This window comes from uncultured Helicobacter sp., from assembly GCF_947367035.1.
In the GTDB taxonomy this organism is placed as follows: domain Bacteria; phylum Campylobacterota; class Campylobacteria; order Campylobacterales; family Helicobacteraceae; genus Helicobacter_D.
The window spans coordinates 24,798-38,495 of record NZ_CANBCA010000013.1 but is presented as its reverse complement, the minus strand read 5'-3'; the positions used below and the strand labels follow the sequence as shown (position 1 = coordinate 38,495).

8 protein-coding genes are annotated in these 13,698 nt (G+C 35.1%); 4 read left to right on the top strand and 4 right to left on the bottom strand.

Going from position 1 to position 13,698, the window contains the following annotated elements:
• Positions 1-130: 130 nt before the first annotated feature.
• Complete coding sequence (gene purU, locus Q0Y61_RS05755) at positions 131-961, bottom strand: formyltetrahydrofolate deformylase (RefSeq protein ID WP_297812755.1); 831 nt, start codon at positions 959-961, stop codon at positions 131-133.
• Positions 961-1,854 carry a signal peptide peptidase SppA gene (sppA, locus tag Q0Y61_RS05750; RefSeq protein WP_297812752.1) on the bottom strand — a complete coding sequence of 298 codons (894 nt, stop codon included), beginning with the start codon at positions 1,852-1,854 and terminating at the stop codon, positions 961-963. The genes purU and sppA overlap by 1 nt, the downstream gene beginning before the upstream one ends.
• 119 nt (positions 1,855-1,973) lie before the next feature.
• Here sppA and lepA point away from each other — a divergent pair, with 119 nt between their 5' ends.
• Positions 1,974-3,764: a translation elongation factor 4 gene (gene lepA / locus Q0Y61_RS05745; protein ID WP_297812821.1), complete on the top strand. Its 1,791-nt coding sequence runs from the start codon at positions 1,974-1,976 to the stop codon at positions 3,762-3,764.
• Positions 3,765-3,788: 24 nt separating this feature from the next.
• Here the strand turns inward: lepA and Q0Y61_RS05740 are convergent, their stop codons facing one another.
• Both Q0Y61_RS05740 and glnA read right to left on the bottom strand, forming a co-directional pair.
• Positions 3,789-5,894: a hypothetical protein gene (locus Q0Y61_RS05740; protein WP_297812749.1), complete on the bottom strand. Its 2,106-nt coding sequence runs from the start codon at positions 5,892-5,894 to the stop codon at positions 3,789-3,791.
• 158 nt (positions 5,895-6,052) lie between these two features.
• The gene (glnA, locus tag Q0Y61_RS05735) at positions 6,053-7,489 is read right to left on the bottom strand and encodes a type I glutamate--ammonia ligase (protein ID WP_297812747.1); all 1,437 of its coding nucleotides are present in this window, start codon (positions 7,487-7,489) and stop codon (positions 6,053-6,055) included.
• 239 nt (positions 7,490-7,728) lie between these two features.
• Between glnA and Q0Y61_RS05730 the strand changes: the two genes are divergently transcribed.
• The 3 genes from Q0Y61_RS05730 to Q0Y61_RS05720 all read left to right on the top strand — a co-directional run bounded on the left by Q0Y61_RS05730 (position 7,729) and on the right by Q0Y61_RS05720 (position 13,450).
• Entirely contained in the window at positions 7,729-8,289 is a 561-nt protein-coding gene (locus Q0Y61_RS05730; protein WP_297812744.1) for a DedA family protein, read from the top strand.
• Between the two features lies 1 nt (position 8,290).
• Positions 8,291-11,737 (top strand): homocysteine S-methyltransferase family protein, encoded by a 3,447-nt coding sequence (locus Q0Y61_RS05725; protein WP_297812741.1) that lies wholly within the window; start codon positions 8,291-8,293, stop codon positions 11,735-11,737.
• A 300-nt stretch (positions 11,738-12,037) separates the two neighbouring features.
• Positions 12,038-13,450: a major outer membrane protein gene (locus tag Q0Y61_RS05720; RefSeq protein ID WP_297812738.1), complete on the top strand. Its 1,413-nt coding sequence runs from the start codon at positions 12,038-12,040 to the stop codon at positions 13,448-13,450.
• The last annotated feature ends 248 nt before the right edge of the window (positions 13,451-13,698 follow it).

Genomic DNA, 13,698 nt, shown 5'->3' with positions numbered 1-13,698 from the left:
CGTGCAATTAAACTTGTGTTTGTATCTTTTTGGATTCTAATGGCTTCTTTGATTTTATTGTTTGATTGTCTTTTAGATTTTTGTGCTGATATTCTTCTATGGCGGTGTAATAATAGAATCTCACTGAAGATTAAAAGATAATTGTTTTATTATTATAAACAAAAATTTTTTCTTCTAGGGCAAGATTGAGTGCTTTGGCTAACACAATTTTTTCTACATCACGTCCGCTTTTTTGCATATCTTTCCAGCTCATTGCGTGATTGACTTTAGTAGTATCTTGATAAATAATAGGACCTTCATCTAATGCATTGTTTACAAAGTGTGCAGTAGCCCCGATGATTTTCACTCCCCTTTCGTAAGCTTGTTTGTAGGGGTTTGCACCGATGAATGCCGGAAGAAAGCTGTGGTGAATATTGATAATTTTACCTTCAAATTGTTGGACAAATTTTGGGCTTAAAATTCTCATATATTTTGCAAGCACGATATAATCACTTGGGAATTTTTCTAATGTTTCTAAGACTTTGGCTTCGTGTTCCTCGCGGGTAAGATGTTCGCTAGGAATGCAAATAAAAGGCAAATTAAACTTTTGGCATAATGGCTCTAAAAGCGTGTAATTAGATAGAATTGCTAAAATATCTGCATTTAACTCACCGCTATCATAGCGAATCAGTAAATCTCCTAAGCAATGATTTTCTTTCGTGCATAAAATCACGATTTTTTTTCGCTTCGCTTCAAAGATTTCTACACAAGCCTGCGTAGAAAGCAAAGAACAGATTTCATTTCTTAGTGATTCTATCTTACAATCACCTTCCATTTCAGAGCGCATAAAAAAGAGATTGTTTTCTGTATCTACAAATTCATCATTTTTTAAAATATTTAAATTAAAATCAAACATTACACGTGTAATGTTTGCAATTAAGCCCTTTTGGTCGGGTGTTTGGATTTTTAATATCATTTGCATTAGTTGCCTTTTAGCCAAATTTTAAAAAATTGTTCTAATGCTAAAGCGATTCCATTTTGAACACTAAGTGAAAGATTATCCCCAAAGATTTTTTCTAAGTAAATTTCAATTTTATCTTTCTCTTCTTTATACCATTTTGGATTCTTGATATTTGCTTTTTGAAAGAGTAGGTTTTGCGCATCATAAAGGTTTCCAACTTGGTCAATCAATCCAAGTTCTAGCGCACTTTTAGCATTTAGGATCCTACCTTGTGCAAAGTTTGGTTCATTTTGCATTGCAATATTTCTTGCAGTTGCAACTTCTTTGACAAACATTTGATATTGTTCATTAATCAAACTTTTTAACATTGTTTCTTCTTCAGGAGTCCAAGTGCGCATAAAAGTTCCAGCTTCTTTGTAGATTCCAGCCTTGAGTGTTTGTGGTTTGATTCCTAGTTTCTCTACTAATTCGCTAATATCTGCCCCATTAATCACAACACCAATAGAGCCCAAAAGCGCCCCACGATTTGCCACGATAGAATTTGCCCAAACCCCTGCTAAGTAACTCCCACTTGCCATTGCACCTTGTGCATACGCAATGATAGGAATTTTGAGATTAACACGTTTGATAGCTTCAGAAATTTCTATACTTGGAGCAATCGCCCCACCAGGAGAATCAATCACAAGTAAGATTCCTTGAATATTTGGATTTTTTTCTAGTTTTTCTAATTCTTCTAAAAAGTTATCACTTTGCAAAATCGCACCATACAAATTGATTCTAGCAACATTTGCATCTTGCTCAGGCACATTATTCTTAGGTATGAAAATTAATACGACAATTAACAAAAAGATAAGTGTTTTTAAATATTTAGTAATAAAATCTAAAGGTTTTGTAAAGAAATGAAGTATTTTCATAAAACACCTTGCAAGGAAAAATCAAAGTTTAAATTATAGCATAGCCAAAAATATTAAGTGTAAATTTGCTAAGATTTTAGCTTAAAATTGATAAGCAAGGTTTAATTTTTATGGATAGAATGCAAAAGATTCGTAATTTCTCTATCATTGCACATATAGACCACGGCAAATCTACTCTAGCGGATTGCCTCATTCAAGCTTGTGGAGCAATTAGTGCGCGTGAGATGAGCGCACAAGTTATGGATACTATGGAAATAGAAAAAGAAAGAGGAATCACGATAAAAGCTCAAAGTGTGCGGTTAAATTATAATTATAAAGGTGAAAATTATATCTTAAATTTGATTGATACCCCAGGACATGTGGATTTCAGTTATGAAGTTTCTCGTTCCCTTGCTTCAAGTGATGGAGCATTGCTTGTAGTAGATGCAAGTCAAGGCGTGGAAGCACAAACGATTGCAAATGTTTATATCGCCTTAGGGAATAACCTTGAAATAATCCCTGTTTTAAATAAAATTGATTTGCCTGCTGCAAATGTTGAACGTGTAACAAATGAGATTGAGCAGACAATTGGGCTAGATTGTTCTAATGCTTTACAAGTCAGCGCGAAAGCAAAGATTGGAATTACAGAATTATTAAATAGCATTGTAGAAAGAATCCCCGCTCCAAGTGGCAATCCAAATGCTCCAACAAAAGCATTGATTTATGATTCGTGGTTTGATAATTATCTTGGCGCATTAGCACTTGTGCGTGTATTTGATGGAAGTATTAAAGTAGGACAGAATCTCTATATTATGGGGAGTGGTAAAAATCACGAAGTTTTAGAGTTAATGTATCCACATCCTTTGCGTCAAACGAAAACCAATGTGATTCAAAATGGAGAAATTGGAATCGTGGTTTTGGGGCTTAAAAATGTAACAGATATCGCAGTTGGCGATACAATGACAGATTTTAAAGTGCGCACAAAGGAGCCTGTGGCTGGATTTGAACCTGCAAAGCCATTTGTATTTGCAGGGATTTATCCGATTGACACAGATAAATTTGAGGATTTACGTGATGCGCTAGATAAATTAAAATTGAATGATTCTAGCTTGATTTATGAACCTGAAACTTCTGTGGCATTGGGTTTTGGATTCCGCATAGGGTTTTTAGGGTTATTACATATGGAAGTGGTTAAAGAAAGGTTGGAGCGTGAGTTTGGGTTAGATTTAATTGCTACTGCGCCAACGGTTGTTTATGAGGTCAGTAAAACAGATGGAGAGATTGTTTATATCCAAAACCCAAGCGAATTACCGCCAGAGCAGAAAATCGGACAGATTAAAGAACCTTATGTGCGCGCAACTATCATTGTTCCTAGTGAGTTTTTGGGTAATATTATCACACTTTTAAATAAGCGGCGTGGAATTCAAAAGAAAATGGAATATTTACAGGAAACTAGAGTTTTACTAGAATATTACATTCCAACCAATGAAATTGTAATGGATTTTTATGACAAATTAAAATCTTGCACAAAGGGTTATGCAAGCTTTGATTATGAACCATTAGATTATCAAGAGGGTGATTTAGTGAAGCTTGATATTCGTGTAGCAAATGAGGTAATAGATGCGTTAAGCATCATTGTCCCGAAATCTAAAGCTTATGAGCGTGGCAAAGAATTGGTGGAGGCGATGAAAGAAATTATCCCAAGACAACTTTTTGAAGTTGCAATTCAAGCAAGTGTAGGCAATAAAATTATTGCACGCGAAACCATTAAATCAATGGGCAAAAATGTTACGGCTAAATGTTATGGTGGAGATATTACGCGTAAGCGCAAATTGCTTGAAAAACAAAAAGAAGGTAAAAAGCGTATGAAAGCTATTGGTAAAGTTGCGTTACCACAAGAAGCTTTTTTAGCAGTGTTAAAGATTGATTAAAAGGTTTTTTAAACAAATCTTATATTAATCTTTTGGGAGAGGAGATTCTAGTGATTCGGTTTGTGAATATTCTTCAGGCTCTTCTTCTTTTTTAACCGCGACAAAAATCATCACGTAAAGAGAGCGTTTGGTATATTCTGTAAAAGCACTTTGGGTAGGATTACAAACTTCACTACAAATAAGATAATGCTTTTGTCCAATTTGAACAATTTTTTTGAAACTACTTAAGCTTTTTAAATCAAATGTTTCAGTTAAATTATAATCTTCAAAATTGAAATCTTCTTTTGTCGTAGCTAGGATATTTTTTTGACTATCAAATGCAACACTGAAAATTTCACTTTTGTCCGATAGAATTGCAGAATCTTTTGGTAGGGCGTTGCTTAAAAACTCTTGAATTTTCTTTAAATCTAAGACATAAAGTAAGCCACCCAATAAACGATTATTTTCCCCTTTGATTGTATTATAAAAGAGAATAGTTTTTTTATCCTCATAGAATAATGTTGGCTCATAGTTTGAAACAATGAGATTATCAATATTACTACCATTAAAGCGGTCCATCACTCCAAGCTTTTTTGCATTACAATGAATATTGTCTAGAGAATTTTGTAAGGTATAACCTTCTTTATCAAATAAAACGATATTGTAAAAACTTCTAAAATTTTCTTTTAGGCGACTCAAAAGAGATTTAGTATTTGCAAGTGTTTCAGGGGTAAGATTGCCCTCCGTGTGCTCTTTTAAGTAGAGCTTAAATTCCATTGCATTTTTTAGCCAACTAGCATCTTTCACACATTCTCTAAAAAGGCTATCCGTAATAAGTGTGGAGTATTTAGAATAGTAGCCAATTACATTAAAAAGAGCATTATAGATGCCTCTTTGTAATTCTTCTGTGGATTGGACGCAAAGAGTATTCATTTCTTCACTTAATATTCTAATGTTGTTTAAAATCGGATTGAGTGCATAAGAATGGCTTTTGGAGGCAATAATTTCACCATTAATCACAACATCTCCCAATTCTTCATTAATATTTTCACTTTCTGCAATGACAATATCTAGGTCTTTTGTAATTAATAAAGAATTTTCTAGTAAAAAGTGGTCAATCTTATAATCTGTTTGTTTTTTGATATCAAATGCAACATAAAGTGGCACAATCCTACATATACGCCATTGTTCAGCAATACTTGAAAAGCCGTGTATGTTTCCAATTTGCTGTAGTGCTACCATACAGACCTTGGTTCGATATTCTAGAAATGTATAGTCTTTATGCTCACTTAAATTAAGTAATTGTCCATTAGGAAACATTCGTGTATTGTCAGATAGTAGAATGTGATTTTTTGGGTTGATAACAACAAGATTAGATTGTGGCAAACGATATGGAAAACGTTCAAGAATGCTTTTAAATTCTTCTTGAATCTTGATGACAAAAACCATCACAATGCTAGGTGCTTGTTCTTTGCTTTGACGCAGTGGCACTACAAAGAAAAATTCTGTTCTATCTTCTTGCTCTTTTTCTTTGGTATTGTAAAAATCAACTTTTTGATAAAATTCCCCATAAGACTCTATATTATGTGCTTCAAGGATAGATGCTAGTTTAGTCTGATAAGCAATAGCATAATTCTGTCCTAAATCAATTGCTTGCAAGAGTGTGCCATTATTTGTATAGAGTATAATATCTTTATAAACGGCACTACTAGAGCCGAACCTCTTCAGGTAAGCAATAATTTTCTCTAATGCAATTTTGGATTTTTCTTGATTAGTATTTTTATTTGATTCAAAGTCTAAGCATTGTTCCAACAAATATTTGCTTTTTGCAAGTGTTGAGATGTCTTCGTGGCGATTATGGAGATAAAGGTTAAAAATTTCAGAAATAATTTTCACGGAAGTATCTGCTTCTTCATAAGAGTTTAAAAAGTTCTGTTCCAAAATAGTTTCAATGAGTTTATCTTGAAGATTCTCAAACTTTTCTTGTGTCGTTTCCATATAGTCAAAAAGATTTTCTGCAATATCAAGTGAGCTAATTTTACCTGTTAGTGTTGTTTTGCTAAGTAAAGTATTAAATGACGCAAATTGTGATTTATAACGTTGCACCATAGGCATAAAGTTACTTAAAAGATTTGCTGTTGAGGATTCCATATTAAAACCTAATATTTTAGAATAAAAATTTATATATTGTAGCACATATTTGGAAATTTTTAAATAAATTTAGTCTTTTGAATGCAAGAATTATACAAAGTCACAAAAACTATTAGATTTAAGTTCCAAGATTTGTGATTTGTAACATCTATGAGACCTTAACAACTATAAGTTGTAATAAATTCAAACGGGTGTGGGCGAGCCTCCCAAGGCCAAATTTCAGTTTCAAATTTATATTGTTTATAAGTTTGAATGAATTCTTCACTAAAAACCCCACCAACTTTAAAGAATTCTTTATCTAAAAGCATTTCTTCAATTGCGCTTCTTAGTGTATGAGGAAGTTGTTTAATACCCTTTTCACGTATTTCATCTAAGGTGAGTTCAAACAGATTGACTTCCATAGGAGCTCCTGGGTTTGTTTTGTGAATAATGCCATCTAAACCACCCATTAAGAGTGCAGCAAAAGCTAGATAAGGATTGCTTGAGCTATCGGGAAAGCGAAACTCCATTCTTTTTGCTTTTTCCCCACTATTATAAGGAATCCTAATGCTAGCACTGCGATTTTGTGCCGAATAAGTTAAAATACTAGGTGCTTCAAAGCCCGGAATTAGACGCTTATATGAATTTGTAGAAGCATTAGTGAAAGCCGCAATACTTCTAGCGTGTTTAAGTACACCACCTAAGAAGTGCATTGCCATTTCACTTAGACCCTCATAAGCATTTCCTGCAAAAAGATTTCTGTTATTTTTCCAAATGCTAATGTGTGTGTGCATTCCACTTCCATTGTCTCCATAGAGAGGTTTTGGCATAAAAGTTGCAGTTTTTCCATTGAGATGAGCAACCATTTTGACAACATATTTGAGCTTTTGAACATTATCTGCGGCTTCTAGCATATCACCAAACTTGATCCCAACTTCTCCTTGTCCTTGTGCTACTTCGTGATGCACGATAAAAGTTTCTAAACCCACTTGGTTTAGCACTTTAACAATTTCTGCACGCAAATCCACCATAGAATCTACCGGTGCGACAGGGAAATAACCACCCTTTGTGCCGGGGCGATGTCCGAGATTAACTCCTTCGTATTCTTTAGAGCGATTCCATTCGCCTTCTTCCGTGTCAATTTCATAATATTGGCAATTTACAGAATCTTGCATTTTAATAGAATCAAAGATAAAAAATTCATTTTCTGGTCCAAAATACGCAACATCACCTATTCCACTATCATTTAAATATTTCATAGCACGTTTAACAATACTGCGCGGACATTTCTCATAAGGTTCATCATTGTAAATATCCCATACATCGCAAAACACAACCGCAGTTGTATCTGCAGTAAATGGGTCTATAAAGTATCGCACGGGGTCGGGGATTAAAATCATATCCGATTTATTAACAGGTTGCCACGCAGGAAAAGAACTACCATCAAACGGAATCCCTTCAAAACTATCCTCATCAATAGAGCTAGCACTGAAAGAAAAGTGATGCCAAACCCCCTTTATATCCGTAACTCGGAAGTCAATAAACTCTACTTCATTTTCTTTGCAAAAGTTAAAAAATTGCTTAATTGCCTCTTTATTAACCACCGGCTTTTCCATAAAAAATCCTTAAAATTTGATTTGCGCAATTCTACAAAGTTTTTGTTTAATTATGTTTGAAAAACTTTTAAGTTTTCAGGTGAATAAAAGCTTGGAAATCATTTGATATTTTATTGTTTTTTAATAGAGAGAGTGCGCTATTTTTGGATTTTTATATAATTTAGCAGAATTTATCATAAAAACGAGAAGTTTTCGCTAAAGTTCTATTTTTAAATTTAGCAGAATCTTTAAGGGAAAATATGCAAGAAACGATAGATTTAATAGCAAAATATGGCTATGCGATTTTATTTTTATATTCTCTTGGTGGCGGATTTATCGCTCTTGTGGGTGCAAGTATTTTGAGTTTTGCCGGCAAAATGGATTTGAGTCTTAGTATTTTAGTGGCTTGTGTGGCAAATTTTTTGGGCGATTGGTTGCTTTTTTATCTTGCGCGTTATCAAAAGATGATGATGCAACCTTATCTCGCATCGCATCGACGCAAACTTGCTTTGGTGCATTTGCTTATGCGTAAATATGGCTCGGTGATTTTGGTGGTTAAAAAATATATTTATGGATTCAAAACACTTGTGCCACTTGCAATTGCTCTTACGCCTTATTCTTTATTGAAATTTAATCTTTATAATGCGGTTGGTGCAGTGATTTGGAGTGTGAGTATTGGAATGGCTGGATATTTTTCAGGCGGAATTTTGGTAGAAGGTTTTGAACTAATAGGAGATTATCCTGCAATTGCTCCTTTTTTTGTAATTGTTTTGTTGGGTGGAATTTGGTTTTGGTTAAGTCGTGCAACAAAAAGGCATTAAAATGAGCATTCAAGAGTTATTAAGCAAACGCGTATTAATCCTTGATGGCGCAATGGGAACGGAAATCCAAAAGAGAAATATTCCCACTTGGGGAGAAAATTCCAAAGGCGAGAAGCTAGAGGGTTGTTCTGAAGCTTTAAATCTTTTTGCTAAAGATGTGATTAAAAGTATCCATATGAGTTATTTGCAAGCAGGGGCAAATATTTTAAAAACCAATACTTTTGGAGTAATGCCTTGGGTGTTAGCAGAATATGGGTTAGAATCGTATTGCAGGGAAATTGCAAAGCTTGGGGTGCAACTTGCAAAGCAAAGTATAGAATCGCATAACGCGTTAGAGAATCAACACAACGCACTTTTTGTCGCAGCTTCTTTAGGACCTGGCACGAAATTGCCGAGTTTAGGACATATTGATTATCAAAGTATGTTTGAAGGATATTGTGAATGCGTAGAGGGGTTTAAAGAAGCGGGTGCAGATATAATCTTGCTAGAAACAGCACAAGATCCGTTGCAAATTAAAGCTGCATTACACGCTTGTGAAGCAGTTGAACCTACGATTCCTGTAATGGTATCTGTTACGATTGAAACGAATGGAGCAATGCTAATTGGCACAGATATTACAACGCTTTTTCATATTTTAGAACCTTTTTCGCTTTTGTCGCTAGGAATGAATTGTGGGCTTGGACCAGATTTAGCGCATAAACATTTATTGCATTTAAGCGAAGTGTGTAAATTTCCTATTTCCATCCATACTAATGCAGGTTTGCCAAGCAATCGTGGTGGGGTAACCTTTTATCCTATGGGAGCAGAGGAATTTAGCGAAATACAAAAGAGTTTTTTAGAGATTCCTGGAGTCGCTCTACTTGGAGGTTGTTGTGGGACAACACCCAAGCATATTCAATTCCTTGTTCAGAAAACAAAAAATGCGATTCCACTTCCTCCAAAGGGAAATTATCAGCCAAGTATTGCCTCACTCTTTAGCTCACTAGAGCTTAAACAAACCCCAGCACCGCTACTCATTGGAGAACGTTCTAACGCCACAGGTTCTAAAGTGTTTCGTGAATTGTTACTTACAGAGGATTATGAGGGGGCATTAGGAGTAGGAAGTGCGCAAGTGCAAAGTGGAGCGCATTGTTTAGATGTGAGTGTTGCTTTTGCAGGAAGAGAAGAAAGTCGTGATATGCAAGAGCTCATTGCACGCTATGCAACGAAGATTCCACTTCCACTAATGCCGGATTCTACACAAGTGGGTGCATTAGAAATTGCATTAAAGTTAATCGGCGGACGCCCAATTATTAATTCTGCTAATTTAGAAGAGGGCGTAGAAAAGTTTGACAAAGTGGCAAGATTGGCAAAAAAGTTTGGCGCAGTCCTTATATGCTTAACGATTGATGAGAAGGGAATGTGTAAGACATTTGAGCGCAAAATTGAATGTGCTAAAATAATGATGGAACGCGCAAAAAATTTACACCATTTGCGCGAAGAGGATATTATTTTTGACCCTCTTACCTTTACAATTGGAAGTGGAGATGAGGAATATTGGACTGCGGGAATAGAGACATTAAATGCGATTCAAGAGCTAAGGCGACTTTATCCAAAGTCTGGAAGTACGTTAGGGCTTTCTAATATTTCATTTGGTTTAAGTAAAGAGGGGAGGATTTGTCTAAACTCTGTCTTTTTGCATCACGCAATTTTAAAGGGATTAAGCACTGCAATTGTGAATGTTGCTCATCTGATTCCTTATGCACAAATAGAGAAAGAGGATATTAAAGTTTGTGAGGATTTGATTTTTAATAACACAAAAACAAGTGAACCTTTATACGCATTTATTAAGCATTTTGAATCTAAACTGGGAATGTCTTTGAATAATGCCAAAGAAGAAGAGAATCTAAGTGAGGAAAAAAGGATTGAAAAATATCTTATTAATGGGGATTGGAGCGCTATGCAAAAACTTTTGCCTGAAGCGAAAGAAAATATCAACCCAGAGCGCATTATTAACGAGATTCTCATCAATGCAATGAAAATTGTAGGCGAGAAGTTTGGCAATGGAGAAATGCAACTGCCTTTTGTCTTGCAAAGTGCCGAAGTGATGAAAAAAAGCGTGGATTATCTCAATGAGTTTTTACCCAAAAAACAAAGCACACGCAAAACAACAATTGTAATTGGCACAGTAAGAGGAGATGTGCATGATGTGGGCAAGAATCTAGTGGATATTATTTTAACCAATAATGGCTTTGAAGTGATTAATATTGGAATTAAGGCAGAGTTGGAGCGGTTTTTAGAAGTTATAAAATCTCAAAAGGTAGATTGCATTGGAATGAGTGGGTTGCTAGTAAAATCCACATTAGTGATGAAAGAAAACCTACAAGAGCTTAAAAAGCTTGGAATCACGATTCCTATTATGCTTGGAGGTGCAGCATTGAATCGTAATTTTGTAGAGGAATATTGTAAGCCAAATTATGATGGAATCATCTTTTATTGTAAAGATGCTTTTGATAGTGTTGCGGCAATGCAGATAATCCAAAAGGGTGATTTTAGCGATTTAAGCTTACCAAGTGAAAGGGCGCACTCTAATGAAGATGAAGTAATATTTCGTAAGGAAGTGCGCTTAGGAAAAAAACTTGAAAAAGAACACACAAAAGAATCTAAAATTTTACCGATAAAATGTGCATTAGATTTTGAATATCCAAAGCACCAAGCACCCTTTTTTGGGCGTAAACATTTAAAATTAAATACAGAAGAAATAGAAGAGGTGTTTAATCTAGTGGATAAAGACCTACTCTTTAAACATCACTGGGGATATAATAAGCTAAAAAAAGAGGAGTATTTGGAATTTAAAAAGCGTGAGTTAGAGCCAATGTTTGAAAATCTCAAGCAAGAGTTGATAGAACAGAAAATCTTTGAGCCTATCGTGCTTTATGGGTATTTTAAAACACGCACAAAAGCACCATTAAATTTAGAAGAGGGTTTAATCTTGGAGTTAAGTGCAGATTCTAATTTCAGTGATTCTGAAGAGTTTTTATTCCCAAGAAGTGGCAAGAAGCCTTATTTGTGTCTTAGCGATTACTTTAATCCTAAAGGAGATATTTGCGCTTTGCATTTAGTCTCTAGCGGACATAAGCTTGCACCTTTTGAAAAGCAATTATATCAAGAATCACAATATCATAAATATTATTTAATTCACGCTTTGGGGATGGATTTAGCTGAAGCGTTAGCGGATTTTGTGCATTTAAGGGTTAGGGCAGAGCTTGGGCTAGATTCTCAATGTGGGCAGAGATATTCCTTTGGCTACCCTGCGTGTCCAAATTTGGCTTTAAGTCAGGGATTATTTAAGCTTTTAAATCCTGAAGAGTTTGACATTGATTTAAGTGAAACTTATCAGATGACACCAGAAGCTACGACTTCTGCTTTGATTGTGCCACACAAAGAAGCAAAATATTTTGCGCTTTAGATTTTACCACTTGTCCTTGCGAGGTGCTATGCACGTGTAGCGAAACAATCTATATTTAGCATAAAGAAATGCTTTAGTGCAATAAAATCTTGTGGGTTGCCAATTTTGAGATCTACAAACGGGGTAGACATAGAACTTGACAATAAACCTGCGCAATCTTACCTTATGCCAAGATTCTTTAAAAAGTCTTACAAAGGTGCAATTTATAGAATCGCAAGAGATATAATGCAGTTAAATTTTAAGTAAATTTTAAGTAAATTTTAAGTAAATTTTTACCCTTTTTAATATGAAAGGAGAAAAATGAAATTTCTAAAACTTAGTTTGGCGGCTTGTGTCGCAGTTTGTGGAATCGTAAGTTCTGCAAGTGCGCAGGATTTAGAGGAAGCTATTAGGGGAGTAGATGTAAGCGGTATGCTTCGTTATCGTTATAGAGACGATAGATATACGGATAGAAATTATGTGAAAGATAATGCAGATAAGGGGGTTGCTAGACATCAATGGCGTGCAGAAGCGTTGTTTAAAACTCCTGTAATGGACGCAGTGTCTATGAATTTAAGTGTGCGTTACCATAACCCAGAGCAAAATGTAAATCACGGAAATGGTTTGTATGATAATAATGGCAACCTTATTCCTGGAACTGAAGGTTCTAGTAAAGGGTTTGGTGCGGGTAAAGATAGTAGCTTTGGTGTGGGAGAATTTAATGTTGTCATCACTCCAGACTTTACAAACACTACGATTAAAGCAGGGAAAATGATTCTTACCACTCCTCTAAATGACCCATTAGATGATAGAGGAACAGGGATTTTGGCGATGAATTCAGATTTAAGCCATTGGACATTTGTCGGTGGGGCGTTTGATTCTTGGAGTATTGATGATTTTCAGCCGGGTTATGTGGATCCTTTTACAGGCAATAATACCGGAGGTTCTATCACAAAGCCTCTTTATACAATTGCAGCATTAGCGAATTATGAAACAAGCGCAGGAAACATTGGAGCGCAGATTTGGGGATTTAAAATTGATGATATTTTAGATAGTGGAATGTTTTTGCAGCTTGGATTTAGCAATAGTTTATTCCATATCACAGGACAATATGCGTTTGCAAACCTAGACAATGACCCACAACATTTACTTGCACAAGCAGCATATAATGGAGAAAGAGTGCGTGGAGGAGCAGACCTTTATACTTTAGAGGCAGGAGTGCGATTCCACGATTACAATGTGCCACTTGCATTAAAGCTAGGCTATATGGGTAATACACAAGATTCTTATGCAGTGTCTTTAGATAATGAGGGGAGCTTTAACAAAGTAGGGCAAATTTGGTTTGAAAACAATGCTACGGGTGTGAGTATTTCTACGCTTCCAATTGAGGGACAATCTATGTCAAATGTTCATCAAGGTAACTCACTTAGCGTTTTCTATGGTAGCTTGAATTATGATATTTTGGATAATCTCAATGTTGGCATTGAATATGTTAATGGAACCAATGAATTAAAATATGGAGTTGGTAGTAATGGAGATATTGATTTCCAAGAAATTACACCTATTATTAGATGGCAATATACAAAAAATCTAGCATTTAGCACTTATTATGCGATGCTTACTACGGATAGAGATAAGAATATATCTCCTAAAAATGTAGGTGTATTACCTGCGAATTCTACAGATTCTGAAGATAGAAATCGCTTACAAGTAGAAGTGCGCTATACTTTCTAATTTTTATTTTAAGGATTCCAAGTTACTTTCGTAGCTTGGAATTTTCCTCTTATATTTTTGTGATGAAAAGCTAAAACACTTACCTGCACCTGCAAAACCATAACATAGAATCTTATCTTTAATAATCTGCTTTATTATAATAGATTGGCACAATTTGATAAATCAAGTCTCGCAATGATGAGAAAATAGAATTATAAGTGAGATTTTGAATTATGGATTACTTAGGATTCAAAGAATCCTTGCAAGAA